This window comes from Erythrobacter sp., assembly GCF_039988855.1.
GTDB lineage: Bacteria > Pseudomonadota > Alphaproteobacteria > Sphingomonadales > Sphingomonadaceae > Erythrobacter.
This window is the reverse complement of record NZ_JBDXIY010000015.1, coordinates 796,703-823,221: the sequence shown is the minus strand read 5'-3', so window position 1 is coordinate 823,221 and position 26,519 is coordinate 796,703. Positions and strand designations below refer to the sequence as shown.

23 protein-coding genes, 1 tRNA gene and 1 pseudogene are annotated in these 26,519 nt (G+C 54.3%); 13 read left to right on the top strand and 12 right to left on the bottom strand.

The window, feature by feature from the left end; all coding sequences use genetic code 11:
• Positions 1-103 precede the first annotated feature (103 nt).
• The 3 genes from ABJ205_RS06830 to ABJ205_RS06820 all read left to right on the top strand — a co-directional run bounded on the left by ABJ205_RS06830 (position 104) and on the right by ABJ205_RS06820 (position 3,385).
• On the top strand, positions 104-553 hold the full coding sequence (locus ABJ205_RS06830; RefSeq protein WP_348155344.1) for a hypothetical protein: 450 nt from the start codon (positions 104-106) through the stop codon (positions 551-553).
• Between the two features lie 78 nt (positions 554-631).
• Positions 632-1,966 (top strand): MFS transporter, encoded by a 1,335-nt coding sequence (locus ABJ205_RS06825; RefSeq protein WP_348155346.1) that lies wholly within the window; start codon positions 632-634, stop codon positions 1,964-1,966.
• Between the two features lie 72 nt (positions 1,967-2,038).
• On the top strand, positions 2,039-3,385 hold the full coding sequence (locus ABJ205_RS06820) for an MFS transporter (protein ID WP_348155348.1): 1,347 nt from the start codon (positions 2,039-2,041) through the stop codon (positions 3,383-3,385).
• A 174-nt stretch (positions 3,386-3,559) separates the two neighbouring features.
• Here the strand turns inward: ABJ205_RS06820 and ABJ205_RS06815 are convergent, their stop codons facing one another.
• Entirely contained in the window at positions 3,560-4,453 is an 894-nt protein-coding gene (locus ABJ205_RS06815) for an EAL domain-containing protein (RefSeq protein ID WP_348155350.1), read from the bottom strand.
• 144 nt (positions 4,454-4,597) lie between these two features.
• Between ABJ205_RS06815 and ABJ205_RS06810 the strand changes: the two genes are divergently transcribed.
• The 10 genes from ABJ205_RS06810 to ABJ205_RS06765 all read left to right on the top strand — a co-directional run bounded on the left by ABJ205_RS06810 (position 4,598) and on the right by ABJ205_RS06765 (position 13,708).
• Positions 4,598-5,431, top strand: coding sequence for an NAD kinase (locus ABJ205_RS06810; RefSeq protein ID WP_348155352.1), 834 nt, complete (start codon positions 4,598-4,600; stop codon positions 5,429-5,431).
• A gap of 155 nt (positions 5,432-5,586) precedes the next feature.
• Positions 5,587-5,661, top strand: a tRNA-Asn gene (locus ABJ205_RS06805).
• Positions 5,662-6,041: 380 nt separating this feature from the next.
• Entirely contained in the window at positions 6,042-6,329 is a 288-nt protein-coding gene (locus tag ABJ205_RS06800; RefSeq protein WP_348155354.1) for a type IV secretion system protein VirB3, read from the top strand.
• Positions 6,308-8,683 (top strand): VirB4 family type IV secretion system protein, encoded by a 2,376-nt coding sequence (locus ABJ205_RS06795; RefSeq protein WP_348155356.1) that lies wholly within the window; start codon positions 6,308-6,310, stop codon positions 8,681-8,683. The genes ABJ205_RS06800 and ABJ205_RS06795 overlap by 22 nt, the downstream gene beginning before the upstream one ends.
• Positions 8,683-9,873 carry a type IV secretion system protein gene (locus ABJ205_RS06790; protein ID WP_348155358.1) on the top strand — a complete coding sequence of 397 codons (1,191 nt, stop codon included), beginning with the start codon at positions 8,683-8,685 and terminating at the stop codon, positions 9,871-9,873. Before ABJ205_RS06795 ends, ABJ205_RS06790 begins: the two co-directional genes overlap by 1 nt.
• Positions 9,870-10,607: a type IV secretion system protein gene (locus ABJ205_RS06785; protein ID WP_348155360.1), complete on the top strand. Its 738-nt coding sequence runs from the start codon at positions 9,870-9,872 to the stop codon at positions 10,605-10,607. Before ABJ205_RS06790 ends, ABJ205_RS06785 begins: the two co-directional genes overlap by 4 nt.
• Entirely contained in the window at positions 10,604-11,305 is a 702-nt protein-coding gene (locus ABJ205_RS06780) for a TrbG/VirB9 family P-type conjugative transfer protein (protein ID WP_348155363.1), read from the top strand. Before ABJ205_RS06785 ends, ABJ205_RS06780 begins: the two co-directional genes overlap by 4 nt.
• Entirely contained in the window at positions 11,302-12,363 is a 1,062-nt protein-coding gene (locus ABJ205_RS06775) for a TrbI/VirB10 family protein (protein ID WP_348510027.1), read from the top strand. The genes ABJ205_RS06780 and ABJ205_RS06775 overlap by 4 nt, the downstream gene beginning before the upstream one ends.
• Positions 12,360-13,337, top strand: coding sequence for a P-type DNA transfer ATPase VirB11 (gene virB11 / locus ABJ205_RS06770; RefSeq protein ID WP_348155367.1), 978 nt, complete (start codon positions 12,360-12,362; stop codon positions 13,335-13,337). The genes ABJ205_RS06775 and virB11 overlap by 4 nt, the downstream gene beginning before the upstream one ends.
• Positions 13,334-13,708 (top strand): TrbC/VirB2 family protein, encoded by a 375-nt coding sequence (locus ABJ205_RS06765; protein WP_348155369.1) that lies wholly within the window; start codon positions 13,334-13,336, stop codon positions 13,706-13,708. Before virB11 ends, ABJ205_RS06765 begins: the two co-directional genes overlap by 4 nt.
• 286 nt (positions 13,709-13,994) lie before the next feature.
• Here the strand turns inward: ABJ205_RS06765 and ABJ205_RS06760 are convergent, their stop codons facing one another.
• The 11 genes and pseudogenes from ABJ205_RS06760 to ABJ205_RS06710 all read right to left on the bottom strand — a co-directional run bounded on the left by ABJ205_RS06760 (position 13,995) and on the right by ABJ205_RS06710 (position 26,425).
• Complete coding sequence (locus tag ABJ205_RS06760; protein WP_348510026.1) at positions 13,995-14,372, bottom strand: hypothetical protein; 378 nt, start codon at positions 14,370-14,372, stop codon at positions 13,995-13,997.
• 7 nt (positions 14,373-14,379) lie between these two features.
• A complete protein-coding gene (locus ABJ205_RS06755; protein ID WP_348510039.1) occupies positions 14,380-15,213 on the bottom strand; it encodes an RHS repeat-associated core domain-containing protein in 834 nt (277 codons plus the stop codon).
• Positions 15,214-15,592: 379 nt separating this feature from the next.
• A pseudogene (locus ABJ205_RS06750) lies at positions 15,593-16,372 on the bottom strand (RHS repeat-associated core domain-containing protein); the annotation flags it as partial.
• 102 nt (positions 16,373-16,474) lie between these two features.
• Positions 16,475-16,798, bottom strand: coding sequence for a hypothetical protein (locus ABJ205_RS06745; RefSeq protein WP_348155371.1), 324 nt, complete (start codon positions 16,796-16,798; stop codon positions 16,475-16,477).
• Entirely contained in the window at positions 16,773-19,520 is a 2,748-nt protein-coding gene (locus ABJ205_RS06740; RefSeq protein ID WP_348155372.1) for an RHS repeat-associated core domain-containing protein, read from the bottom strand. Before ABJ205_RS06740 ends, ABJ205_RS06745 begins: the two co-directional genes overlap by 26 nt.
• Positions 19,521-19,532: 12 nt before the next feature.
• Complete coding sequence (locus tag ABJ205_RS06735) at positions 19,533-21,548, bottom strand: hypothetical protein (RefSeq protein WP_348510025.1); 2,016 nt, start codon at positions 21,546-21,548, stop codon at positions 19,533-19,535.
• Positions 21,545-21,967: a hypothetical protein gene (locus ABJ205_RS06730; protein WP_348155375.1), complete on the bottom strand. Its 423-nt coding sequence runs from the start codon at positions 21,965-21,967 to the stop codon at positions 21,545-21,547. Before ABJ205_RS06730 ends, ABJ205_RS06735 begins: the two co-directional genes overlap by 4 nt.
• A gap of 103 nt (positions 21,968-22,070) precedes the next feature.
• The gene (locus ABJ205_RS06725) at positions 22,071-22,691 is read right to left on the bottom strand and encodes an Ig-like domain-containing protein (protein WP_348155376.1); all 621 of its coding nucleotides are present in this window, start codon (positions 22,689-22,691) and stop codon (positions 22,071-22,073) included.
• A gap of 559 nt (positions 22,692-23,250) precedes the next feature.
• The gene (locus ABJ205_RS06720; protein WP_348155379.1) at positions 23,251-23,877 is read right to left on the bottom strand and encodes a hypothetical protein; all 627 of its coding nucleotides are present in this window, start codon (positions 23,875-23,877) and stop codon (positions 23,251-23,253) included.
• A gap of 173 nt (positions 23,878-24,050) precedes the next feature.
• Positions 24,051-25,544 (bottom strand): YfjI family protein, encoded by a 1,494-nt coding sequence (locus tag ABJ205_RS06715; protein WP_348155381.1) that lies wholly within the window; start codon positions 25,542-25,544, stop codon positions 24,051-24,053.
• The gene (locus tag ABJ205_RS06710; RefSeq protein WP_348155382.1) at positions 25,541-26,425 is read right to left on the bottom strand and encodes a toprim domain-containing protein; all 885 of its coding nucleotides are present in this window, start codon (positions 26,423-26,425) and stop codon (positions 25,541-25,543) included. Before ABJ205_RS06710 ends, ABJ205_RS06715 begins: the two co-directional genes overlap by 4 nt.
• Positions 26,426-26,519 lie beyond the last annotated feature (94 nt).

Below are 26,519 nucleotides of genomic sequence, written 5' to 3'. Positions count from 1 at the left end.
TTGAAGTCCAGCGCGGCAACGCATGGATTCTGGGCAATTGCAGCGCTTTGACTGTTCCCAATTTGGAGGGGCGAGAGGCCTCTCTCAATCAAGGGGAAACATCATGAAGACATTTAAAACAATGATTGCCGTCACTGCGATGGCACTGGCTTTGCCAATGGCAGCTCCAGCAGCTGCGCAAGAATTTCCGCTCGAACCCGGTGAATATTCCGAAGTCTCGGGAATCTTCGTCAACGATGGCGCTGAATTCAAATATGCGCAGCATCTTGCCGATCAGTGGGTCGCCAATTTGGAATTTGCCAAATCGAATGGATGGGTCAGCGACTACAAAATCTATGTTAACGTCAATCCGCGTGAAGGCGAACCAAACATCTATCTGATGACGACGTTCCCAAGGTTGCTTGATGCTGCCGAGCAAGAACGCCGCAACGCCGCTTGGACAGAATTCTCCAAAACAAACGTCCAGCAGCAAATTGCTGAAAGCGGAAACCGCGCCGAATATCGCACCGTGCTCAGCTCAATGCTGCTTCAAGAGTATACCGTGCGCAAATAGCGCCGGTCCCTTGGCTCCGGCGGGTAATGGCTAGTCCTAATTATCCGCCGGAGTTCAATCTACATTGTGAGATCAACCGTGACCCAGACATCGGCATCTGGCGCTGCGCCTTCGCGCGCGCTTGCGCTCCCGGCACTATCTGAAAACCGCGTCGCCCGGTTTGCAACCATTATGGTGCTCTATTTCCTGCAAGGAGTGCCCGCTGGATTGACGACGGTCGCCCTGACCGCATGGCTCGCGGCGAAAGGGGCCACGCCGGTTGAAATTGGAGCCTTTGTGGCCTTTGCACTGCTGCCTTGGTCGGCAAAGCTGTTCAACGGATTGCTGATGGATCGCTTCACGTTCAAGCCTATGGGGCGAAGGCGGAGTTGGATCCTAGCTGCGCAGGGTTTGATGATCGCAACCCTTTTGGTCATGGCTGCGCTTGCGCCGACTGCTAATGAAATAGCGCTATTATCGGGCCTGTGCTTTGTCTTAAACCTGTGCGCCGCCTTCAACGATGTGGCGGTCGATGGGCTGGCGGTGGACATTGTCCCCAACAGTGAACGCACCGGCATCAACAGTGTCATGTTTGCCAGTCAATCGGCAGGCATCGCATTAACCAGCGTAATCGCCGGCGGCCTGCTTATGTCAGGCGATATCACAACCACCGCGCTGGTCTTGGCGGCCCTTGTCGCAGTGGCGAGCGTTTTCGTTGGCATTTTTCGCGAACGGCCGGGCGAACGGCTGACGCCATGGTCCAATGGGACCGCATCACCTGAATGTTTGGAGCGTCAGCAGGATGCGTTCTGGCCAATCATCACTGGCGTGATCCGCTCGTTGTTCAATCGTCATGTCCTGCTTTTCCTTGCAGGCCTTGCCTTTGCCCAAGCGCCCTTCGCCTTCGCTGGCTCAGTCTCCCCAACCTTAGCGGTGCAGCATCTGGGATTTAGCAGTGAAGGCTATTCCAATTTTGTTGCCGCGGCCACTCTGGTCGCCGCGGGTACGGCCTTGATCCTGCCAGCCCCACTTGTGTTGTGGCTCGGCCTGTCCCGGGCAGTGATTGTGCAATTGGCTGGCCTGGCGATCCTATGCGCAGCCGCCGGCCTGACTTTGCCCAATTGGCAGGGCGACACGGCGTTTATGATCTATGATTGTGCGATCTACGCCCTATCGCTTTCCGGGATGATCACTTTGATAAGTTGGGCGATGCGCATTTGCAGCCCAGCGGTGGCCGCAACGCAGTTCGCATTGTTTATGGCGAGCGCAAATTTGGCTCAATCCATCTACTCGGCAAATTCCGGTTTCGTGATTGAGATGGGCGGCTATTCTGCGACCTATCTGTTCATGAGCGTGACCAGTTTGATCGGATTGCTGCTGTGCCTACTCGCCCGTGTTGGCGATGAAAAACTGGTCACCAATCATGACGATTGATCGCGCAGGCAAATGCCAACTGCCGCACACAGTCAAAGCGCGCATTTCCTTTGAGATAAAGGGGTAATCCCGATGACAAGCCTCGTCGCCGAATGGCGCGAAACCGGTAAGCTGCCTGCCTTTGCCGATCACACAAAACTGCGCCTTTTGCTCGGAACTTTGCTCTATTTGGCGCAAGAGTTCCCGCAAGGAATATTCTTCGCTGCCATTCCAACATGGCTTGTCGCGAACGGTCAGTCGACTGCGGTCGTCGCATCTGCAGTCGCAGCCGCCGGACTGCCATGGAGCGTAAAATTCCTCGCTGGCTTATTTATTGATCGCTACACTTGGCGTCCCATGGGGCGGCGGCGCCCTTGGCTGATCGGCTCTCAAACGGCCATCGTTATCACTTTGATCATTGCCGCATTGATCTCTCCTGAGGCAAGCGACACGGCCATCGTGATCGGCGTGATCCTAGCACTGTCGATCCTGACGGCTGTGCAAGATGTCGCCCTCGACGCGTTGGTTGTTGATCTTACACCAAAGGCGGAAATGGGTCGGATGAACGGTTTTATGTTCGGCGGCAAAGTTATCGGCATTGCCGGAGGGACCGCGATAACCAGCTATTTGTTGGAACATTACGGCTTTTCAATCGCGATGCTGGGCATGATCGCATTCTTCGCGCTGCCGGCGCTTTCGGTGGTGCTCATTCGAGAACGCGAAGGCGAAAAATTACTTCCTTGGACGCAAGGCACTGTCACGCAACGGGCCGTTTATCATGAAGATTGGCGATCCATTTTGGTCGCCGCACTGAAGAGCCTGTTCCGGCGTGAAGCGCTCTTGGTTGGGCTTTTGCTGCTGACCTACGGCATTCATCAGAACCTTAACGACACGACAGATAGCCTGTTTATGATCCGGCAAATGGGTTGGTCTCAAGCGGAATATGGCTCGATGCTCGCGATTTCAAACATCGTGATGGGCGCCTTTTGCCTGACTGTGGGAGGCTGGTTCGTGGATCGCCTTGGTCCGGGTCCGATCGCTTTTTGGTCAGGCGCGGCGGCGATGCCGATTATGGCAGTGTACATGCTGGATCAGGCGCTGTGGCAATCGGACGAGCTGTATATTGTCTGGTACTTTGCGAAGGGTGTGCCGCTTTTCCTCTTTTACCTTGCAAATCTGGTGTTGGCGATGCGCGTCACGCCGACTGCAACTGCGGCGACGTCGCTGTCCGTCCTGTTATCTTTGGGAACAATGGGTTTCGTGATTGCGTCGGCCATCCTGCCAACATTAGAGGAAATCGGAGGGTATCAAGCGATGTTTGGGGCGAGCGCTGCGTTGGTGTTTGTCGCCGGCTTGATCTCGCTGTTGTTGAAAACCGCTCAATCGCCTTCGCAAAACAGTGACGAAAGCGTTGAAGGTGAACCAATAGCCCAAGTTTGAGCCGTACTGTTCGAGGGGCTTTAGAAGACCCAAATTTTGCCCAACAACCCTCGGGCCATGCCCGCTAACAACCCCAAAAGCGCTCACTCACCAAGGTCAAAATTGATTTAATAACAGAACAAGCGATAAGCTCTGATGCGCTGCTTAGAAGAGCTCTACGTTAGCCGGCTCTTCCTACCCATGCCCTCGTCCACGCGCAGTTGCCGCAAGCGCCAGCACATCATCGCTCTTCATTGGCTGAGCACGCAAGAACCCTTGCCAATAATCGCAACCTTCCGCCGTGATCGCGGCTCGCTGGACATCGTCCTCGATACCTTCTGCATAGATCGCCAGGTCCAGCGCTTTACTAAGCTGAATAATCGCCCGAAGCACCGCGAGCGCCTTGGCATCGCCCGGCACATCATCGACCATGATCTTATCAAGCTTGATCGCATCGAGTGGCAACTCACGCAGATAGCGGAAGTTGCAGAAGCCAGCGCCAAAATCATCGAGAGCGGTTTTAAACCCAAGCCCTCGCAAAGCGCGCAAGGCCGATGCTGCCTGATCCAAATTACGCAAGAGCACGTCCTCCGTGATCTCAAGCATCAGCCGCTCAGGCTCAATATCGCTTTTCGCAATTACCTGCGCAAAGTCAGCCGCAAAACGCGGGTCGCCTAGCTCTTCAGGTGTAATGTTGAGCGATACAGACAGCTCTTTTGGCCATGAAGCTGCATCCTCAAGAGCTCTTGCAACCACATGGCGCGACAAAGGCGCAACCAAAGCTGCGCGTTCAGCCACCGCGAACAGATCGCGCGCGCCGATTTCTCCCAAAGAGGGGTGCTGCCAACGGGCCAGTGCCTCTGCCCCGACCAATGCACCGGTGCGGCAAGAAAACTGCGGCTGGAAAAGGACTTCGATCTCGCGCCGGTCAAGCGCGCGCAACAAATCGGCGTCGAGTGCGGCCGGCTTCACGCCGGGAAACTCGCCGCCTACCGGCCCGCGCAAGGAGCCGGATAGCTGCGAGGGTTTCGATGTCTTTCCAGTACCCATTGCGCTTTCCTTAGCCTTCATCCCGCTAAATGCGCTCATTGATTGCAATCCGCCCGATTTTGGAACATCAGTGATATTCACTAGCGCCGAACGTGGGGGGCGTGTTGCTGATGCATTGATACTCTCTCTAACGGAGATTAGGCGATAGCAAGGCAACGAGGGAAAATCTTGCGGAGAACGCATATGGATACGGCAATAGGCATGGATGCTGAGAGCGGTTCGCTGGACGATGTAACAATACAATTTGAAAAGGTTGCATTGGTCGCCTCGGAAACCCCGCGCGCGCAGGAGGCTTTTGCCAACTTAGCAGGGCAACGCGATTGGGTTCCCCTGAGTGATGCAGATGCGGTTGTGGTTCTGGGAGGTGACGGTTTTATGCTGCACACTCTACACAACATGTTGGATATGCGGCGTATCGTGCCGGCCTACGGGATGAACCGCGGCACAGTTGGTTTTTTGATGAACCGCTATGACAACCGGGCAAATGTAACCCGGCGTTTGGAAAAGGCGCGCTGCAAAACGATTTCACCTTTGCGGATTACAGCTGTCACGCAAGATGGCGAGATGCACAAATTGTGCGCTATCAATGAACTATCCTTACTGCGTGAGACGCGCCAGACGGCAAAAATCGAAGTTACCGTGGGAAGCAGGGTTAGGATCAAGGAATTGGTGGGGGATGGTATTCTTGTATCCACCCCGGCCGGGTCCACCGCCTATAACCTTTCTGCAAATGGACCGATCTTGCCGCTCGATAGCAGCATGCTTGCCCTTACCCCGATCAGCCCATTTAGGCCCCGGCGTTGGCGCGGAGCCATTCTGCCTGACGAAATGAGCATCACATTGCGCGTACTTGAGCCGGCAAAACGCCCAATTGCTGCGGTCGCAGACCAAAAAGAACTTCGTGACATTGCAGAGGTTCGGGTGGAGATCGACCATTCCTCAGCGCTTGAACTGATGTTTGATCCTGGACAATCGTTAGCAGAACGGATCGTGTCTGAGCAGTTTGCGGTGGATTAGGCACCCAGATAAAGCACCTGCTGCTGCGCTTGATTAGAGAATTCAGCCATGATTATGGGGTAGAGCGCAAAAAACCTGAAACCCCCTCTTGCCAAGGTCGCAAAGCCCCCATATAGGCGCGCTCTCGCTTCCCTTAATACCGCTTGGGAAGCTGCTCCCCGATAGCTCAGCGGTAGAGTAGGTGACTGTTAATCACTTGGTCGTTGGTTCGAATCCAACTCGGGGAGCCATTTTCCTTAAAATATGCTCTATATTTCAATGACCTACTGCTAACTACAGTTCCACTTTCCCACATTATTTCCCACATTTAGGATTTGATCTGTTGGAAAGAGCCGATGCGATTGGCCTGTTTACAGACTAACCCATTTGTCTGGCCGTCAAGAAACTCAGATGTCGGCTTTTGGACATTCGTCGACGATAGCAGGATGAACGCAAATGGGGGTGAAAGCGGACATAAGCCTGTCACCACTTCTGTAACTTGCTCCAAAAACTATTATCTTGTGCAAATGTCTGGTGATTAGGCAATCCTATGATTGCAATAGTCCGGTATATTGTCTGAATTGTCTCGCCAACTTGATTCAATCGAATCAGAATTGTTTGTGGGGCGAAAATGGAAGAGCAACTACAACGTGACACACTGTTTGTGGGTCTTACTCGACCTCAAATGTTCGCAGGCGTTACCTACACATTTTTCGTGATCAATGCGATTATTGCAGTTGAACTGTTCCTCATTTTCGAAACCCTGTGGGTTTTGCTTGCAGCTTTGTGTATTCACGGCATTGGAATGATTGCCTGCCTGCAAGAGCCGCGTATTTTTGATCTTTGGTTGACCCGCGTGCGCAATTGTCCTCGCGTTAAAAATTACGGCCTGTGGAAATGCAATTCCTACCGGCCCTGACAAATGACCCTAAAACGATCTCAAAGGAGGCGCCTGCGGGCGTTCACCTTCCTTACGCTCGGCACATTGATGATGTGACGGTCCAAACCCGCGACGGGCTGCTGATGCAGACAATCCGTCTTGGTGGATTGCTGTTTGAAACCGCTGATACCGATGAACTCAATTACAGGGCAGGCCTGCGTGATGCGATGCTGCGGACGCTTGGGAGCTCAAGATTTGCGGTCTATCATCATGTCGTAAGGCGAAGGGCCCAGGCCGCGCTTGAGCCCGTGACCGCTGATGACTTTTCTGCGCGGCTTGACGAGCGGTGGCAGGGCAAGCTTTCTGGCAAACAGCTGTTTGTGAATGACCTGTTTGTGACGATTATTCGTCGCCCCTTGCAAGGCAAGATCGGTATTGTCGATCAAGTCCGCAATTGGTTCGCAAACACAGCCATGCGCAATGCAGGATTGATCGCAGCTGAAAAACACGCACTTGACCGAGCACGGGAAGCGGTGGTGGCATCGCTCGGCGCGTATGATCCTTCGTTGCTGAGTATTTACGACACTCCAGATGGCAAGCGCTCCGAGCCACTCGAGTTCCTCTCATACCTTTTCAACGCAGACATGCGCCCAGTCGCTTTGCCTCACGGCGATCTAGGACACTTCATCCCATCGCGCCGGATAAGCTTTGGTCAAGACTGCGTTGAGCTGGCTCCATCGGGTCATAACGCTCGCCGTTTTGTGGCGCTGGTTTCCATCAAGGATTACCCAAGCTCAACCTTCCCTGGCATGTTCGATGAGCTTTACAGGCTACCGTTTGAGCTCAACGTCTCTCAGAGTTTTGCCATGGTTGAGCGGGGACAGGCACTTGGGAAAATGAACTTGACCCTTCGACGGATGCAATCGGTCGATGATGAGGCGCGCTCGCTTCGCGATGAATTGGCCGATGCAAAAGATGAGGTAGCAGCTGGCCGCGCAGGGTTTGGTGAGCACCACACCACCATTGCAATCCATGCAGATCAAATAAGCGATCTTGAAAGCCACGTCGCGGAAGTTATCGCTCTGCTAGCAGACCTTGGCATCAATGCTGTTCGCGAGGACATCGCGCTTGAGCCCACGTTCTGGGCGCAGTTCCCCGGCAACTTCCGCTATATTGGCCGGAGCGGATTAGTTTCGACGACCAATTTTGCGGGGCTTGCCAGCCTGCACAATTTTCCCGTCGGGCGCGCAAGGGGCAATCATTGGGGCGAGGCTGTCACTCTGTTTGAGACGACGGCTGCGGGTCCGTACTTCTTCAACTTCCATCAAGCAGACCTTGGCAACTTCACGGTTATCGGACCCTCAGGTTCCGGTAAGACCGTGGTGCTCAACTTCCTGCTTGCTCAGGCGAGGCGCTTTCAACCTCGGACCATCTTCTTCGACAAAGATCGAGGCGCAGAGCTTTTTATCCGGGCGATTGGTGGTCAATACGACAGGCTCAGCCCCGGCATCCGTTCAGGTCTTAATCCACTCCAAATCGAAAACACGCCTGCAAATCGGCAGTTTTTGATGGATTGGATAGGTGTCCTTGCCGGGGGTGCGAGCACCACCGAGCTCGATGCTATCAAAGACGCCCTCGACACAAATTTTGCTCAGCCCATCGAGCGCAGAAGACTGCGTCACTTGGTGGAGCTCTTTCGAGGCGATGCTCGGCCAGAGCCAGACGATCTCTATTCGAGGCTGCGTCCATGGTGGGGCGACGGAGAGCGGGCGTGGCTCTTCGATAATGAGCGAGACTTAACCGACCTAGATGCCGAAACTGTCGGCTTCGACATGACAGCGATCCTTGATGACCCAGCGTGCCGAACGCCTGCTATGTTCTATTTCTTCCACCGGGTCGAAGAACGGCTTGATGGGAGCCCGACGATCATTGTGATTGATGAGGGTTGGAAGGCGCTTGATGATGAGGTCTTCGTGCGCCGGATCAAGGATTGGGAAAAGACGATCCGGAAACGCAACGGGATTGTAGGCTTTGCAACACAAAGCGCATCCGATGCTCTCGAAAGCCAAATCGCAAGCGCAATAATCGAGCAGGCTGCAACCCAGATCTTTATGATTAACCCCAAGGCCAAAGCCGAAGATTACATCAACGGCTTTGGCCTGAGCCGTCATGAGTTCGATCTGGTTCGCACCCTTCCAGACACCTCACATTGTTTCCTGATCAAGCATGGCCGCGAAAGCGTTGTGGCTCGGCTCGACCTATCCGGAGAGAGTGAGCTTCTCACGATACTCTCAGGCAGGGAAAGCACTGTCCGACTGTTTGACGAATTGGTAAAGAAAACCGGTCCTGATCCTGCCAATTGGCTGCATCGCCTGATTGAGGAGGCAGCTTAATGACTTGCCCTCCCATTATCACTGGCGATGAGTTTCTTGAACGCACTTTGACACACATTGACTGCCAAGCTCAGCTCATCGGCAGCTATGGATATCAGGCCTTGGGGCAGCCTGGTTCCACGGTATCTCTGGTGGTGGCAAGTCTCCTAACCATTTTCATCGCGCTCTTTGGCATTAGGCTTTTGTTCGGTCCGCAGCCGGGTGCGCGTGACGCTGTCTTTGATGTCATTAGGGTCGGATTAGTCCTCACCCTCGCCTTTTCCTGGCCCGCCTTCAGGACGGTCGTATATGATGTGACGCTCAAAGCCCCCGGCGAAATTGCGAGCGTTATTCAGGCGTCGAGCGGTAATGGTGGCTCTCGAGACTTCTCTGAACGGTTGCAGGCCACAGACAATTCGATCGTCGCGCTGACAACGCTTGGCGCAGGGCGAAATGCGGGCACCATCGTTGAGAGCGAGGGGCAAAACAGCTCATTCCGAGGCAGCGCCGTCGATGATGATACCGGCTATGCGGGAGCACGGGTCCTCTATTTGGCAAGCGTCATCGGTACTCTCGGACTTTTGCGGATCGGTGCCGGGTTGCTTCTCGCGCTCGCGCCTCTTGCAGCGGGGTTATACTTCTTTGCGCAATCACGCGGCATATTCGCAGGATGGCTGAAAGGATTGGTATTCACAGTGGCCGGATCAATTGGCGTGAGCATAGTCTTGTCCGTTCAGCTTGCGCTTATCGAACCGTGGTTGGCAGATGCTCTGAATGTAAGAAGGCTTGGATACGCAACACCGGCTGCTCCAACGGAGCTTCTTGCGATCATGCTCGCTTTTGTGATCGTTCAAGTGGCAATTCTCTGGCTGCTTGCGAAGGTCACTTTCTACCGTGGGTGGGTTACCTTACCAGATCTTCCAGAACAGATGCGGCCTTGGGAGCGGCAACGGGCAACAGCCGATTTACCCTCTCAATCGCTAGAACGACCTGTCCTTCGTGCTGAACGCATAAGCAATTCAATCCAGAGCTCGGTTAGGCGAGAGCGATTGATATCGGCCCAAAGCCATAGCCGCGCTACCGAAGCGGGAGTGCAAAGCGGGCAATCGCAGAACCACACCCATGCAAACGCGCCGCGTCTAGGGAGCTCTTATCGCCGGCGCGGCCTAAGGTCGTCGAGGGCTTCGCTGCTTAGGGATCAACAATCATGAACGCAAAACCCGAGCTCGACATCTCTGAATTGCCAGTTGCGGACAGCTGGGCAACCAGCGTCACCGATGGCCTCGAACGCTCCAACCGGCGCGCATGGATCGTCGCTATCATTGCCGCTCTCATCGCGTTTATTGAAGCGCTGGCCCTAGTGTTTCTAATTCCGCTGAAGACAGTTGAACCCTACACGCTGCTTGTTGATCGGCAGACTGGTAATGTTGAAACTCTTGCGCCTCTTAACGCTCAGGTTGTCGCACCCGACACTGCCCTTACACGGTCGTTTCTCGTCCAATATGTGATCGCTCGAGAGAGCTTTACACAGAGCAATCTCCAAGACGACTATCGCAAAGTGTCGCTTTGGTCAGACCGAAATGTTGCCGAAGGCTACCAAAGAGACATGGATGCAGGGAACCCGGCATCACCACTAGCGTATCTCCCGCGAGGAGCAGTCCTTCGCACAGAGGTCAGAAGTGTGTCGAACCTTGCCGAGAACAGAGCGATGATCCGCTTCACTACAAGCCAAACAGATTTAGGTGGCAGACCTCAAGCTCCGCAATATTGGGTCGCCATTATCGACTACAATTTTGTTGCCGCCGAAATGAGCGAGGCAGATCGCTATGTGAATCCGCTTGGGTTCCGAGTGACTGGCTATCGCCGCGATGCAGAAACGCTTGCCGAGGAGAATATCGTCAACGGGGTAGAGCTGCCGTCACAATCAGGAGGGCAGACTCAATGAAAACACTCTGCGCGCTTTTAATATCGATGTTGGCGGCTAACACTGCTTTTGCCCAAGTTTTGCCAACGCCTGATCCAAACAATCCTCGTCTTCAAAGCGTGAAGTGGATTGAAGGCCAACCCGTTATTCTCACCGCTTTGCCTGAGAGCACTCTCACAGTGATCTTAGATCCCGGCGAGAGAATTGGCCGCGCGACCTTAAGCGGAAACCGCGCTTGGGACATTTCTGTTCCTCCTGAACGCGGCAGCCTTCAGATAACTCCCAAAGCCGGAGCTTTGCCAGCACGGTTGTCTGTACAGACCGACAAAAGGCTCTATCAACTCGAGTTAGAAGTCAGTGAAGGACTGATGGCCGCTTTCGTGGTTGAGCTTGAATACGGTCCATCAGCAGTAAACAGCGGCACGAACACGGCCGTGCCCATCGGAAACCTCACTTGGGGTTACCGCCTTCGCGGTGACAGGGAAGTGCGTCCTCAGTCTATTCGCGACAATGGCGAAAAGACCGTCATTACCTACGCGCCTGACCAAGCACTCCCCGCTGTCTTTGCCAAGGGACCGACAGGGGATGAGGAAGTGGTCGATGGCTATATGCGCGGTGATGAGTTTGTGATCGACCGTGTCCACCGCGAGCTAATCTTCCGGATCAACAAAGATAAAGCGACGGCTAGGCGCAACACGCGCGAGGACACTGAGCAATGACTTCGGCAGAAACAAGTGACCCTGAGCCACAAGACATCAGGCCCGTCGTCTCCACAGGTTCGCAAAGCAATTGGAGGATGTGGGCTTTCTTCGCGGTACTGTTGCTTGGCGGAGGGATGCTCTACAATGCTCTGAGTGCATCAGAAGAAACGGCAGAGGCACCAAGCGTCTTTGCACCCAGTGAAGCACCTCGCACACGGATTGCCTCGCCGCCGCCGCTTCGGGTGCCTGATAGGTTTGGCGAGCGATCACAGATTGAGGCAAGGCCAACAAATCCCGCCCCTGCTCTCACGGTCCAGAGCCAACCTGTATTCTTCCCTCAGATTTCTCCGCCTATATCGTTGCCGTCAGTTTCCTCGCCGTTGCTGCCGGACGTTCAGCCCGCACAGGCAGCAGCGCCAGACAATGATATTCCCGAAGTGGTATTCAGGGCATCGGATGCCCCCCGGGGAACGGCAAGGACTTCCCTTGCCGAGGAAGAGGAGCAGGGTGGACGTATCCAAGCTGAGCGCCTGCGCAATCCATCCTTCACCATTCCGCAAGGCACAGTGATCCCAGCGGTGCTTGAAACAGCTTTGGATTCCACCCGCGCTGGCGGCGTGCGCGCGCTCGTACAGCGCAATGTCCTGAGCTTTGACGGCACACGTGTACTCGTCCCCAGGGGCAGCCGCCTTTATGGCGAATACGAAGCCAATCTTCAGCGGGGGCAAAATAGAGCGCTGGTCCAATGGACACGGCTGATCCGGCCCGATGGGGTGACGATTGCCTTGGACTCGCCTTCCTCAGACCCTCTTGGTCGGGCGGGTATTCGCGGCAAGGTTGATAGCAAGTTCTTGCAGAGGTTTGGCGGGGCGATCTTGCAATCCGTGCTCGACATTGGCGTTGGACTGGCGGTAAACGAAGCCAGCAACGGGGTTCTATTGGCCCTCCCCGGTAGCACGCAGAACGTTCAGATCACTGATCCTCAGGCCATCCAACCCACCTTAAAGGTCAACCACGGCACCAGCGTATCGGTCTTTGTGGCCCGCGACCTCGACTTTTCGAGTGTTGATCGATGAGCACCATCGAAGCAGGCTACTACCTCGACAGTTTCCTTGCGCCGCTCGCCACCGTTCTGGATCGCAAGGACGTGACCGATATTTGGATCAATCGTCCCGGGGAGCTTTGGGTGGAGAGCCTTGGCGGCGGGATTGAACGTATCGCCAACGATGCGCTTAACCCCAAGCTGCTCGAACGGCTTGCCAAACAGATCGCCGCCCATTCCTCGCAAGGGATCAGCCGAACGCAGCCTCTGCTTGCCGCAACCTTGCCTGACGGATCGCGGGTGCAGATTGCCTCTCCTCCTGCCACGCGCGAGGGGTATTCCTTTGCTATCCGCAAACATGTCTCGGCCAATTTGGCGCTTGCCGATTGGGAGAAGGCCGGGGCTTTTGATGAAGCCGTCAAAGACAAGGGCGAGCTGTCTACGGAGCGTGACTTTCGCTCGCTTAGCGGTGTCGCAGCGGCAGCGGCTTTGCGTGAAGCGGTGCGTTCCCGGCGCAATATTCTGGTTTCTGGAGGAACTTCAACGGGCAAGACCACCTTCCTCAACTCCCTGCTTGCTGAGATCCCGCGAGAGGAGCGACTTGTCCTGATCGAAGATACTGCCGAACTCCATCTCGTGCATGAGAACGCGGTGGGTTTGATCGCTGCACGCGGTGAGCTGAGCGAGGCGCAGATTACAGCCGAAGACTTGTTGATCGCGGCGCTGCGTATGCGGCCTGACCGGATCATTCTGGGCGAGCTGCGCGGGGTTGAGGCCTTCACCTTCCTTCGCGCGGTCAACACCGGGCATCCCGGCTCCATGACCACGATCCATGCAGACACGCCCGCCAGAGCCATTGAGCAGCTTGCTCTGCTGGTGTTGCAAGCAGGCTCCAAGCTCAGCCGCGAGGATGTGCGGCACTATGTGCGCCAGAGCGTTGATGTGTTCGTCCAGTTGGAGCGAAGAGCAGGCAAGCGGCGGGTGTCCCAAGTGATGGTGACGGCATGATCGGGCTCTTGACAGTGCAGGCAAGCTTGTTTGAGCCGAGCGGTGGCTCGCCCTTGCAGAACGCTGCGGGGTGGATGACCGAGCTGTTGCAAGGGCCGCTGGTGGTGACGCTTTGTGTGATAGCCGTGGCTCTGGTGGGGTTTGCGGCGCTGGGTGGGCGCTTGCCCGTGCGGATGGGCGCAAGAGCGGTGCTGGGATGCTTTGTACTGCTGGGCGCGCCGGTAATAGCCTCGGCATTGATGTGGCAAGGGGAGAAACCCGTGAGCCAAGTGGTTTACCAAGCTCCGCCGTCTGTGGCCGAACCCGCAAGAACCGAACTGCCGTCTGCAGACTACGACCCTTATTCTGGAGCCTCCTTGCGACGGGAGTGACCGCAGAGGGAGCGCGGTGGTAGGCGTTTGAGCCACTGTCCAAGGCACAAAATCCACTCCATCAATCAGTGCCTCTTAGAGCGGGAGAAGTGATTGAAATTGGACGAGAATACGGGGATTTCCAGTTTTGAACATAAGCCGAGGCGTAACAGGATTCTAAAATGTAGGAAAATCGGGCAAAAAGCGACCCAATTGGTTGCTCCACCATAGGCTTCAAGAACCATTCGAAACCAACACTCATTTGGAGGTTAAAACCCTTGCTGGTCAGCACTTCAATCAAGTAAACCTATTCAACACTGACAAAAAATGAGCTTGAGATGAATATTTCAGACGGGAACTTTCTAGAATTTCCAGATATATTCACTTCGATTGCGTCTTGGCTTAGTAGGAGCCGCTGAACCTCGTTGTCACCCATAGTGCACAACGACAAAAGCTTGTTTGGGCATTTCAGCGTAAAGGTCCCAAAGCTTGACGAGAAGCGCGCCTGATTTGCGAAGCGCCCTAGCTTGACGGTCGGATTACCATCTTCATCGCTGATTAGAGCAATTGATAAAGCTGTCGACGTGGCACTAACGGTCTGATCTTCGCGGTACTCCGGTATTTCGACCTGGTCATTCTCCCAATCATATAAGTAAAGCATCCCGCGGGGGATTATCATTTCCATTTGATAGCTATCCGTACTTATTTCTATTGCGCTCTGCTCTTCGACGCCGGGCTTCGGCTGTCACTTCACCAGCTTGGCGACGGCTACAGCTATCGCAATGCGGGTACAAGCGTTGAGGTGCGCCGTCAGTATTTAAAGCAGTCGCCGGCTGGTGGTCTCCGATTGCATTGCCGCTCTTGGTTCCCGGATTGTTAGTACCGCAGCTGTGACAACCTGACTCACCCATTATTCGGTTCAATTCCCTCTGTTCGGACGCTGTAGCTCTACCGGTGCTCGAAGCCGGGATTGACTCTCCAGCATTGGGTCCTGGTGAAAGGGTGGATGTTTTTGACGCCCCTTTGCTTGAACTGAAGAGCCCCTTTAGTTTTTGGCCCAATTTGGTGGCAACCGCCCCGGAAAGAGCGAGATCCTCTGGTCCAGGTAGCAAAGCTGACATTACGCCAGCGAACGGAACTACAAATCCAGCTATAGCTCCCTTCGCATTTGATTCAGGATTGTTGCGTACTGCTTCAATCTCAGCAGCAAGTTGTTCCGGCGTTTGAGCCTGCTGCCGCTCTGCTTCCTGTAGCATTTCAGCTTTGCAATCCGGGCATAGTCCGGAAAAGTCTGTCAGATTAATCGGATCATTCCCAACATAGGCGTAGAGATTATACTGGTCCTCATACCCAATCGGATCGGTCTGGAGGAACCTTCCGAGCGTTGGTGAGTAAATGCGGGCTTTGTAGTAGTACATGCCCAGCTCTGGGATCCACGCCTGCCCCGTATACCGAAACCGCCCCTTGGTGGCGATGTCATCCCCTGACGCTGTGTCCGGAATGCCGTATTCATCATAGGAGTTGATGGCGATGGAGTTGCCAGCATAATCGGTAACCGCAACAAAGCTTCAAATCTTCATTAGCGACGGAGCCCGGTTCCATGTGATCTGATCGACACCGTCACTCTTCTTGCTTCGGTACGCCTGTCATGTCCCACATCATGGCCAAACCCGTAGGTGGACAGCCAAACCCCCTTTCCATTTTTACGACAGTCTCCCTGGTTTTCGGCAAAAACTGTTCGAGACTTGATGATAGTTCATCGGGGAGCGGGTCCTGTGCGGTGAGATAATAAGCAATCATAGAGTGGAATTTGATTAGTTCTTCATGAAGAGTGTCTAGCTGTTCTTGATCCACGATTTCTCTCCGCGATTGGAACAAATTCATAAACTAAATGGTCGTCAAAAATTAATCATTGGGTCGGCCTGGGTGAATGTTGCTTAAGAGGATGATAGCTCGCCCATCCTTCGGATGGAAGCCAGTTCTGAACCCTTTCACAGTGATATTATAAGTCAACGATCCTGATCCTCGCAGTGTTCCGACCGCATGTGGAAGAGTGGTCACCCATGTGTAGACATTGGGATTCTTTCGAACAACCTCGGGAACATAATTGCGTGCAACCTGAAGTGCGATCACCTGGAGAATCAGCGGATCACTAATTTGAGACAAGAACAGGCTTTTCTTTCTCGTCAGATTCTGTGCTCCATGAACATTCACCGCATGCTCAAATCCATCTGCCGGAAGTACAACATGGACGTACGGATTTATAAACCCTGTGGGCGGATGCAATTCGTCTGATTCCCTAGACATAGATGCTGAAGCTGTCGCCGGATCAGCTTCACTAACATCAACCCCCAAACTGCTCGGAACTCCGCTACTCTGGCGCTCTTTTGCGCTTCCGCCCACATCGCGCTGTCTGATTGTGCCTCCAGATTGGGCGTTCCAGGTGTTTACATGCTGAAGGGTGCCGCCTCTCTCAAACAACCCAGTCGGATCAATCCCATTAATCGGATCATTCCCAACATAGGCGTAGAGGTTGTACTGGTCCTCATATCCAATCGGATCGGTCTGGAGGAACCTGCCGAGCGTTGGCGAGTAAATGCGGGCTTTGTAGCAATAGCGCGGGCGACGGCGGTGCCGGGGGCACTGTCCCAAGCCGAGCCCCAGCTCTGGCAGCGACGCCTGCCCCGTATACCGGAACCGCCCCTAAGTCGCGAGATCATCGCCTGCCGAGTATGATCCTTATTCGGCGGCCAGATAGAGCATGCAATTGATGCCCATTCAAGTTGCTCAAAAGATACGCTCAACCTGATTTGAAGTTGGAAACTCGACCAGTGAAGAAAAGTCGTGTTTCCAGAAATCCACCGATGCTGGGTTTCCGTTTCGGTCACAGAACAACGAGATCAATACCTCAATGCCATCTGTATCAACGTATTTCGCCTCGCTTTCTGGCGTGGGTGACGACTTCTCTATGCTTGGTGATACCAAGGAAAACCCACCCATCCCGCCATCGTTGGCGGGTTGAAAATTAACATCGATCGAAACGCTAGTACCTGAAAGGAATTCGACTAGAGCTTTCCTTTTGTTATCAAGGTATGACGATTCTTCCGACATTAATTGTTCCTCCTTCTAGTCCACGGGCCCTGTACTGGAAGTTTTGTCCAGCAACTGTGACGCTCCGTTCGACCGTGACTCCGTTTCGAACTATCACTCCGCGAAGATCCTTCAGAATAGCACCACCTACCTTGCTTGCATCAAACCCTGCATCTATGACGTGTCGAAATGTATGATAGACTTGGTTTGGCACTCTTCCAAATTGGACCGTAGCAGCGGGAACTCTCGCCAAGCCAGAAGCTGGGAACGCTGGGGCTAGCTCGCCCAATGTTGTCAACGGATTGAGCACCGCCGTTTGGATATCTTTGTACTCCGCTTCAGCTGAACGTTTAGTCACTTTGGAAGCCAGATAGGCCACAAGCCGAGTGAGATTTAAACTCTGATTAATCTCTTCCAATGTCTCAGCTACGCCATTCGATTGCCCATCCTGAGCACCATTCCCTTCTCCACCACCTTCGGGAGCAGCATTTGCGCTTCCGCCCACATCCCGCTGCCTGATTGTGCCTCCAGATTGGGCGTTCCAGGTGTTCACATGCTGAAGGGTGCCGCCTCTCTCAAACAACCCCGTCGGATCGATCCCATTGATCGGGTCATTCCCGACATAGCCGTAGAGGTTATACTGGTCCTCATACCCAATCGGATCGGTCTGGAGGAACCTTCCCAGCGTTGGCGAGTAGATGCGGGCTTTGTAGTAATACATGCCCAGCTCTGGGATCCACGCCTGCCCCGTATACCGGAACCGTCCCTTGGTGGCGATGTCGTCCCCTGACGCTGTGTCCGGAATGCCGTATTCATCGTAGGAGTTGATGGCGATGGATACGCCCGGACGGTTGGTGACCGCAATAATGCTGCCGCGCGGGTCGGCGTGAAGATACCGCCGCGTGGTGGAGCTCATCGCCGAGCCCTCATACCACACCAACGGATCATCGGCCTCTATATTGGAGCCATGGACATACCGCCGCAGCATTTGGTTGGAAGTGTCGTATTCAGCAATGAGTGCATTGCCGTCGTAGACAAAATATGTCGCGACTGAACCTGGCTTATTGGAAGACAGCTTATAAAGGCGGCCCACCGGATCGTATGATAGGTTGGTCGTGTAACCACCACCCGTCATCTGCACCAAGCGGTTCTCTATATCATAAAGGTAAGTGTCGGTGCCGTCCGAGGTTAGATTTCCATTAGCGTCATAGGTGAAGCTTGAAGGGCCCGCGCTGGTGTATTGATTAAGCCCATTGGTTGTGTAGCTGCGATTCACGTCAGTCTGTGGATGTCCATCCCAGCTGTAGCTGTCGTTGGACTGGGTCTCGGCGCGGATTTGCGAGGCGGGGTTGCGAGTATAGCCCCAAGTTACATCATCAGCTGTGCCATGAATATTGATACCAATCTGGTCCAACCGGCCAGCATTGTCGTATCCATAGCTGCGCTCATTGTCCGACGAAGAGCTCAGCGGCCATTCGAGCTTAGAAGTAAGGCCTCGAGCGTTGTAGATCATTCCGCCCAGAGCGGTGCCACCTTGTTTTACACGATCGAGCCTATTGAGACCATCATAGGTAAAGCGAGCTTGCGCACCGTCAGGATAGGTCAGATGTGTCCGGTTGCCATTCTTGTCGTATCGTGAATCGACAGAATTCAATACGCCATAAGTTTGCTGCTCTTCGTTGAGCAAGCGGCCAAAGCCATCGTACTCGTATCTCACAGCATAAGAGTGGGTTTGGTTGTAAAAGCCCGCCCGCGTCTGAAGCCCGCGTAGGTCATAGCTGTAGTAGACATCACGCTGGTGATAGCTTGGCAGGTCTGCTCGAACCGGCAAGTCCTTCCTAGTCATCCGGTTAAGCGCGTCATATTGGTAGTTGATGACCGACCCATCACGCTTGCGTAAGCTCAGCCGGTTGCCGTTGTCGTCGTAGGTGTAGGCTTCGTAGTCGCTTTCATTAAGCGCGCCCGCTGATGAAGCCGCGCTTGCAGCGGTTGCATTGTTGAAACTACTTGGCCGTGTTTTGGAGGGGAATACCCAGCGCGTTTGCCGGTCATGACCATCATAGCGCAGCTCTGCCCGGTTGCCGTTGGCGTCAATAACCTGCTCAATCTGGCCACTGAGCGTGTAGGAGTAGGTGACATCCGCAATCTCAATGTTTGTATCAACGGCCTTGCGCACTTGCAAAACCTGTCCAGCGGCATCGTAGATCGTTTTGGTGATCCGGTCCGGGCCTTCTGATCCTTCCGTTCCCGGCGTACATGCGCTGGCTGGCAGATTGTCATAAACCGCTGGGTTCATGCGAACAGCGGCGCATTCCAAACGGCCAAGATTGTCGTAGCTGTATTGGGTAAGGCCGACGGTAGGGCCGACGGTAACGCCATCCGAACCTTTGACACGGTCCGTCAGTTTGCGATTGAGCGCGTCATAGGTGGTCTCAGCGATCGTATGAACGGTGAAGCCAGTCCAATCTTTAGGCAGCACTGCCTCGCTTTGCCAACTTGTCAGCTCGCCTGTCTCAACCTTGATGACATTGCCGCGCGCATCATAGGTCGTGCGCGTTGCGAGATGCCCAAGGGAGCCAGAGCCATCTGGATCAGGTGCAATTGTGCCAACCGCACGGCCCATCACATCATAACGCGTGTCAGAGGTATAAGGCGAAGCTGAACTTTGCGCCTGAACCACGCTGGGAGCGAGAGTTGAAAGGGCGGCGCTGACAAGGGCCGCAGCAGAAAGAAATCTCTTCATCGTACTGCTCCTTTACTGACAGCTTGCCAGATCGGCGTTTGGCTGGGTCTCGCTAATTCTACGGCCCTGGCCATCATAGGAATAACAGGTGCGAAGGGTTTCGATCTGGCCTGCACCATTTTCAGCAATAACAGCCATACCGCGCAGCCAGAGGTTATTGGGGCCAGTGTCCGGGCCATAATCATAGGTCGTTCGCACCAGATCATTTGCGCCGGCCGAACAGGTTCCATTGGTCAGATCCAGCGCACTGGTACGACAACTTCGCGTTTCAGAAAGCAGCCAAATAGGCTCGCCCGTCTTTGCATAACCCGAACCGCTCTTTAGCCATGCTTCACGTTGCACGTAATAGTTCTTCATCGCCGGTGCTACGCCGCCCACAGAGGGTCCAACTTGCGATATCAGGCCGCCGTGAACAGTGCTGTAGGTGGAGAAAGATACATTCCCATTGCCATCTGTGACACTCGTCGGCTTGGCGCAATTGACCTCGTAAGAGCAGTCATATGTGAATGATCGGGTAATATCAGGATCACTTGATCCAGGTACTGCCTTATCCGTAACCGTCAGGATATTGCCGCGCACGTCATGGGTGTAATCTGATTGCCTGCCATTGGGCCGTTTCCAATATCTGGCCGATACCGCTGCACAGCCAGTTACAAGGGGAGAAACTGCATTCCCTTGTCCGCCAAAACCACTTTGACCTCCGGCAACGATGGTTACGCAATAATCAGATTCAAGTTTGCGCCCCAATTCATCAATGATCTCATTCGGACCTTGGGAAATGACATAAGAATCGCCGTAACTGTAGCCGGGCCTGGTCATTTCTTGATATTTAACAGTTATCGAATTGCCCGCAGCATCGGTCGCCACTCCGCCCGCAACCTCCATCTCCATTTCATTGTGTTCCGTCACATTCCAACTGTAAGAATACGAGGTTCCATCGGAAAATGCTTGGTCGGACGTATAGGAGTAGAACGGATGACGAAATTGCGTGTTCACTAAGTAGGGCGTGGCCTCACCAGGGTTATAAAAGCCCTCAGTCCAAGTATAATTGCTATTTGGCCAGTTATCAATCGCGGCATCCCAGGCTGAAGGGCTGTACGTAGAAGAATAACTCCAAACATTATTGCCCGAATCTATAGCAGAGCTCATATGGCCGTTCGATCCATAGGCGTAACTGACCTTATAGGATGCCCCCGAACAAGAATTGGTGGTTGGAACATTCTCAGTTGCAGAATTAAACAGGCAAGCAGCACTGACATATTTGTCGATGGCGTTATTGACCCATTCAAAGATTAGTACATAGCCAGTGCTACTTGTAACACGCCGCAAAAAAGCTGGTGTGGTGGAGGTTGGCTCATCATAACTCAGTGTATAAGTAACCCCATTGGGCTCTTCCACTTTTGAAGCATAAAACCCAATGCCTGTGCGGCCATGACCTCTGTTTGGACGATCTCTGTGGGTCATATTTTGAGGCCGAAATGTTATTTTCGTGCCATCTGAAGCCGTGTAAAGAAAATATCGATCGAGCACTTCTGGCCCATTGGGAACGCCTACTAAACGCGATCTGTAATCTTGCGAGCGGGCTATGAAATTCTGAGTGTTACCAGCCCGAAAACCCGCACCTCGCAGGCCTCTCACAGAAAAACTGGCCTCCCCTCCTTTGATCGGTATGTATGTTGCATAGATATGCCAATTGTGCGTGAACTGCCCCATCGGGTGCCATGGCGATTGCCCACCTGATGGGGTATTTCCACGACTGCGAGAAAGCGACATCCCGCCAAGCGCATCAATCGACAAATCGGTCTTGTTATAGACGTATTGACCGGTGCGCATATCCACACCGCCTTTGCTCATTGAATACTGCTCTGCAGGCGACGGAGGTACAGCATCCGCAGGAGGCGGGCCGCCAGGCTCATCTTGCGCCATTCCAGCGGTCGAAGAGATGAACGCAAACCCAGCAATAGCACCAAGCAACATCGCAGGTTTAGGAGAGCTTTGACTCCCGATTATCATGAAATCCGCCATCATGCGATCTCCTGCGCGTATGAGCAAAGTAAGTCGGGTGTGACACCGTAAGCCGCAGCAAAACCCGACTTAAGCTGCGGCGTGGCTGTTTGGGCTAGACCGCAAATCTGATTGCGATAGCCCACAACATCCCCCATCCCGCTGCACGATGTAGCAGCAAAGCCTTGGCCTAAGAGCAACGACGCTCGTGCCTGCGGAACCATTACTGCGATCGGCTGCGCAGAGCCCGTGCTTACCAGGCAAACCGGCGCAGGATTTGACTGCGCTTTTGCTTGATGACCGCCCAAAGGCGCGACAATTGCAGAAAGCGTGATAGTGGCTGCAACCCCCAGAAAAGCCAGATACCTTGATAGATCAAAATTACGCAACGTTTCGGCGGAAACCCCTGTTGCAGATTGAACGATTGCAATTGGATTTTTCATCTAAAATCTCCGGCAAGTTGGCCGAGTAGGTGTGAATTGATGGCTTTGGCTCATGTTGCTTTGGAGGCGGATCGACCGATTGAACCTCTCTTCATTCGCATGGCTATTCTGACGGAAGCCCGCCACCACACGTTGCGAGTGTTGAGAAACTGGCTGTGCCCGTGGCACCAGACGGATCCCTCACGGTGTAGGTGTATGAGGCACCACCGAAGTTCCAGCTCGGGAATACGACATTGACCGAACTTGCGCTGCCGATTGTCGCAGACCCTCCCCCACTGTTTTTCACAATCGAGACAAGGGTCAACGGATCGCCATCTGGGTCACTATCGTTCGCAGTCAAATTGACAAGCAAAGTGCCATTACAGGCCCCTGATGCAAAATCGCTATTGGCCACCGGAGGCCCATTTGGCGGCGGAGGTGGCGGCGGAGGTGGCGGCGGAGGCGGCGGAGGAGGCGGCGGAGGCGGAGGCGGAGGAGGTGGTGGCGGCGGCGGAGGCGGGGGAGGCGAACCGGCAGTCGTCGCCTCATAGTTCACCCGATTGCCCGCATCATCATATTCGATCTCACGTGCCTCGCCATCGTTCGAGCCACTAACAGTCTCGACTTTTATCAAGCGACCAAGAGCATCATAGTCATACGTTTCTATGCTAGACTGCGCATGTGCCAATCCAGCATAAGCAATTGCGGCAAGTGACGTACTCGCGAAGAAAAATTTACTGCGCATTTCTATGTAAGTCCCCATTTATAACATGGGTGGTATTAGAAATTTCATCAAAAAAGCAAGTGTTGTTGCATTAGACAGGAACGGCCAGTAAAATTCCCTTACCTACTCGGGTGAAAGAGGCTCTAGATCAAAAAACGGAGTGATTGTTTATGGAGGTTATCCACAGTTACTTTGTCGGTTGTTTATCAAGAGTGCAGCAGAAGCGGCAACAGAAATGCCATCTTTTATTTCCTGACAGAATCAAGAAATCAGATCTTGCTGCGTCTCTAGGAGTTCAGGTGCTTGTGCATGATCAACAATCAAGTATCGATGCTGATGGCACATGAGAGACTGATAAGCGAAACGACTTATTAGACCGCGATTCTATCGGGCGGATTGACGCAACCTCTCATAACACGGCGCAGGTTATGTCTGAAACTGGGTCGTTAGCGGTCAGTCCACTTCTAAGCGGGCAGTCAGTTTCGCGAACCGCTTAATGAGCTGTGAAGCGGCCTCCGTTTCTGCAGATCGCACGCCATGCTTCCATGCGTTACGATTGCCGTTTGGTGCGCCGCTTCCTTTACCCCCGTGCATCCTGCACCTTTTCTGACCCTTTACCGCTGGAGATTGGCACTCCGTCCCCGCCCGCGTCCGCGCTAAGCATCTCGGCGCGCTTGCCAACCGCGCCGGTTGCATGGGGTTGTTCGTTTGATTTAGCATTTTCCATGCCCCCAGTATGGTTGTGAAATTCGTCAGCGATAACAGCTTGCCCGCCTTCATTAACGTGGACATGCCGAACCGTTTGCACCCGCCCGTTTGTGATCTTGTCCAGAGCCTCAATTGTTGCACGGCATTGCGCTTGCGCCTTTAGGCCTAGCCGCAAGTACTTTTCCGTCGCCTCGATGTATTCGCCCATATTTAGGGCAGCGCGCCGAGCCGTCTCGTTAAAGATTGAATTGAGGGTGTCAGCCTGTGCGGCCAACATCGCTTTGTAATGGTCTAGCTCACCAGCAGTCGCAGCCTGTCCCTTCTCGCGAAGCGATGAATAAACTTCGGTCGTATTCTGCTTCCCAAAGCTGCCAGTGATAAAGGCGCGGGTTGTAGTCATCGCACCTGCTGCCGGATCAAGCGACACATCGGCCAAGCGGCGTTCGCCACTTTTGCCGGGTTCCGCTTCGACACTAAGTTGGTCTTTGTTCCCCGGCATTGTTGGTTTTGCCCTTTTGCGCTTTGCAGTCATTTCAATATCGCCTTTCGTCATATTGTTCGAAAACGGATGCCCCCCGCGACAATCGCGACACTTGCGACAAATTGCGGCTCAGCTTGGCGCGTGTCGCAGAAGTCGCGGAAGTCGCAGGGGTATTGACCTCAAGTTTCCTGCTAACTTGCCTGCACAATTTGCCATGCCTCTTTGCGTGCAGAGCCGCGCACAACGGATCCTTTCTCAAGCGGGATAAGCCAGCCGTGCTGTTCGAGAGCTACCAACGCAGCGCGCGCCTTTGGGCTTTCGCGAAGTGAGTTAGGACCACGCCGCACCACATCGCGCACCAGCACTTGGGTTTCTGCAAAAGTGTCCAGCAGCCAGCGCCGTAACTTTTCCGCTTGATCTATCGCCGCTGATATTTGCGCTGCATCGGCAAGCCTTGCTGCTTCCAACAGATAGAACCGCGCAAGTTCGATTGCATTGTTCATATCGACCGGCTCCACCTGCTTGGCTTCCAGATCACGCCACAAAGTCATCACACCTGCAATGCGCGCCGCCTGTTCAGCCGCCTTTGAAGCCGTGCCAGTGATGTGCGCCATATCGCCGCCGGGGCTTTGTGCTTGCTCCACTTTATCAGCAAACCGCACCAGAGTTTCCCGCGCACCGTCACTTAGCGGCAAGCATCGTGGCTGGAGTTCCCGGGTTTCTGCATCCATCGACATTTCGCTTTCAAGAATAGAGCGCAGCCGATTGCCAAAGCTGGATATTGCAGCCCAATTGCTGCGAGTGGTTTGGTGCAGCCGCGTGCCAATTGCACTTGCAGGTTCGCAAACTAAGAAACGAGGCAGAAAGCCGGTATCAGCCGCCAGCGGGTCTGCCATGAAAGTGCGCGCCACAGTTGGCTGCACCATCAAATGAACCGCTAACCGCCGCTCGTAGAGTGTCGAATGGCCATCACCTGCCCTTGTCCGCCTTATCGGGTTTGCCTGCCAAAGATCGTTGAACGCAGCGAGCGTCTTTTGCCTGTTCTCGCTATTCATCGCATGGCCGCCCAAGAATTGACCGCCTTCATCTGAGAAAAGGCCGAGGCTTGGTTGCCCGGTCGCAAAAAGCTTAGTGAGCCCTTCAAAAGTCGGTTCGGTCACGGTTCGATCAGGGGAAGGCGGTGCTTGAGGTTCTAGCCCTATTGCTCGCAGGGTGGCCTCTGCCTCGGCGCTATCGCTAGACTTGGATTTCTTGGCATCAGTAAGGATGCGGTCGTGCTTGGCTTTCCATACCGCGTGCCGCCGATGCCACTCTTGCCTTTGCTTTATATGCAATTTGGATTGTTCACGCTCATGTAGGCGCAAGGCTTCGATGAACGGGGCATCGCAGGCGGATTTGCGTTCGCCAGAGCGGGCAATTGTGAGAGCGTAGAGCGAGACTGGCCGCTTCCCACCAAGCATCTCCACATCGGCAAAGCCCTGCACGGCAAGCGAAGCCACTGCCAAAGCCGATTGCGCAGGTATCGCAACCGGCGCTTGCGTCATGCCCTGCACCGCTTCCACCGCCTCTTTAAGCGGGCCAAGCGCATTGACCGGATAGCGAGCGCCCGGCGGAATTTCTCGCACCAGTGGTTGCGGTCCTTCCGGTGTGAAGGGGGTTTCCTCCATTGCGGCTTGAGCGTTCATGCTGCCACCGCCTGTCGCGCTAAAATATCATTGAAATCGGCACCATCTCCGGGATTAAGGGTGGAGACTTGCCAGCCGCGCTCGCTTGCGCGCCGTGCCAATGAATATCCAGCTTCACGCCCCGGCACATCACCATCGCCAGCGATGATTAGGTGGTCAGTTGAGACCGGGAGCCGAAGCGAGCGCATTCCACTTGTCGAAAGCGAAGCCCATACGCTCGCAGGACTCCCTAGAAGCCCACACAGAAGCGAAAGTCCGCTTTCAATCCCCTCGGCAACCGCAAGGCGCGAAGGCTCCTCAGAAAGCCTTACAGCCCCGCCGGAGGTTGCGCCAAGCATCAGCTTATCACCGCCAGCCAACCTAGCCTTGCCGCTGCCATCGGGACACAAATAGGTGCGATGCACTGCGAAGCCTTGGCCGCCTTCCACCAGAGCAACCATCGCAGGCCACCGGCTCTTGCTTGGCCCGTGCCAGCATCGCGAGTGAAAGCGTAAGGTGTCGGGCAAAGCGCAATCAATCATTCGGCTTCGCAGATAGGTTTCCGCAATTGTGCCTGTTATGGGTTGGCATTCTTGCCAAAGCCGCTTTGCCGCCTCGTGTTTGCGCAGGGCATCGGCCTTTGCCTTCACTTTTCGTTTTGCGGTCAAAGCTGGATCGGGCGCGCAGTAGTCACCAGAGCCCAAGCTTGCCGCCGCCAATATGTCGCGAAAGTCGCAGCCTGATCGCTTACAGTGTAACAGTAGGGCGTTCTTTCCATCTGCTAGCGTCAAAGCGTTTTGAGTTCGGCGCGATGCAGGCTGGCACACCGGGCAAGGCGCAGCGCCGTATTCGCCATACCAGCGGCCTTTAAGCGATAGGGTCAATTCACGCGCGTCAGTCATTGCTCGCCCCCTCAAAGATCATTGTTGCCAACATCTCAGCCCGCATCGGTGGGACCGCATAAGACTGCATCTGGAATTGCGCGCGATGCGCAGT

What these genes read in the sequence shown, in the direction of transcription:
- ABJ205_RS06830 (WP_348155344.1), top strand. Translation starts at nt 104, where the DNA reads ATGAAGACATTTAAAACAATGATTGCCGTCACTGCGATGGCACTGGCT.
- ABJ205_RS06820 (WP_348155348.1), top strand. Translation starts at nt 2,039, where the DNA reads ATGACAAGCCTCGTCGCCGAATGGCGCGAAACCGGTAAGCTGCCTGCC.
- ABJ205_RS06815 (WP_348155350.1), bottom strand. Translation starts at nt 4,453, where the DNA reads ATGAGCGCATTTAGCGGGATGAAGGCTAAGGAAAGCGCAATGGGTACT.
- ABJ205_RS06810 (WP_348155352.1), top strand. Translation starts at nt 4,598, where the DNA reads ATGGATACGGCAATAGGCATGGATGCTGAGAGCGGTTCGCTGGACGAT.
- ABJ205_RS06800 (WP_348155354.1), top strand. Translation starts at nt 6,042, where the DNA reads ATGGAAGAGCAACTACAACGTGACACACTGTTTGTGGGTCTTACTCGA.
- ABJ205_RS06795 (WP_348155356.1), top strand. Translation starts at nt 6,308, where the DNA reads ATGCAATTCCTACCGGCCCTGACAAATGACCCTAAAACGATCTCAAAG.
- ABJ205_RS06790 (WP_348155358.1), top strand. Translation starts at nt 8,683, where the DNA reads ATGACTTGCCCTCCCATTATCACTGGCGATGAGTTTCTTGAACGCACT.
- ABJ205_RS06785 (WP_348155360.1), top strand. Translation starts at nt 9,870, where the DNA reads ATGAACGCAAAACCCGAGCTCGACATCTCTGAATTGCCAGTTGCGGAC.
- ABJ205_RS06780 (WP_348155363.1), top strand. Translation starts at nt 10,604, where the DNA reads ATGAAAACACTCTGCGCGCTTTTAATATCGATGTTGGCGGCTAACACT.
- ABJ205_RS06775 (WP_348510027.1), top strand. Translation starts at nt 11,302, where the DNA reads ATGACTTCGGCAGAAACAAGTGACCCTGAGCCACAAGACATCAGGCCC.
- virB11 (WP_348155367.1), top strand. Translation starts at nt 12,360, where the DNA reads ATGAGCACCATCGAAGCAGGCTACTACCTCGACAGTTTCCTTGCGCCG.
- ABJ205_RS06765 (WP_348155369.1), top strand. Translation starts at nt 13,334, where the DNA reads ATGATCGGGCTCTTGACAGTGCAGGCAAGCTTGTTTGAGCCGAGCGGT.
- ABJ205_RS06760 (WP_348510026.1), bottom strand. Translation starts at nt 14,372, where the DNA reads ATGGAAATGATAATCCCCCGCGGGATGCTTTACTTATATGATTGGGAG.
- ABJ205_RS06745 (WP_348155371.1), bottom strand. Translation starts at nt 16,798, where the DNA reads ATGTCGGAAGAATCGTCATACCTTGATAACAAAAGGAAAGCTCTAGTC.
- ABJ205_RS06740 (WP_348155372.1), bottom strand. Translation starts at nt 19,520, where the DNA reads ATGAAGAGATTTCTTTCTGCTGCGGCCCTTGTCAGCGCCGCCCTTTCA.
- ABJ205_RS06735 (WP_348510025.1), bottom strand. Translation starts at nt 21,548, where the DNA reads ATGATGGCGGATTTCATGATAATCGGGAGTCAAAGCTCTCCTAAACCT.
- ABJ205_RS06730 (WP_348155375.1), bottom strand. Translation starts at nt 21,967, where the DNA reads ATGAAAAATCCAATTGCAATCGTTCAATCTGCAACAGGGGTTTCCGCC.
- ABJ205_RS06725 (WP_348155376.1), bottom strand. Translation starts at nt 22,691, where the DNA reads ATGCGCAGTAAATTTTTCTTCGCGAGTACGTCACTTGCCGCAATTGCT.
- ABJ205_RS06720 (WP_348155379.1), bottom strand. Translation starts at nt 23,877, where the DNA reads ATGCCGGGGAACAAAGACCAACTTAGTGTCGAAGCGGAACCCGGCAAA.
- ABJ205_RS06715 (WP_348155381.1), bottom strand. Translation starts at nt 25,544, where the DNA reads ATGAACGCTCAAGCCGCAATGGAGGAAACCCCCTTCACACCGGAAGGA.
- ABJ205_RS06710 (WP_348155382.1), bottom strand. Translation starts at nt 26,425, where the DNA reads ATGACTGACGCGCGTGAATTGACCCTATCGCTTAAAGGCCGCTGGTAT.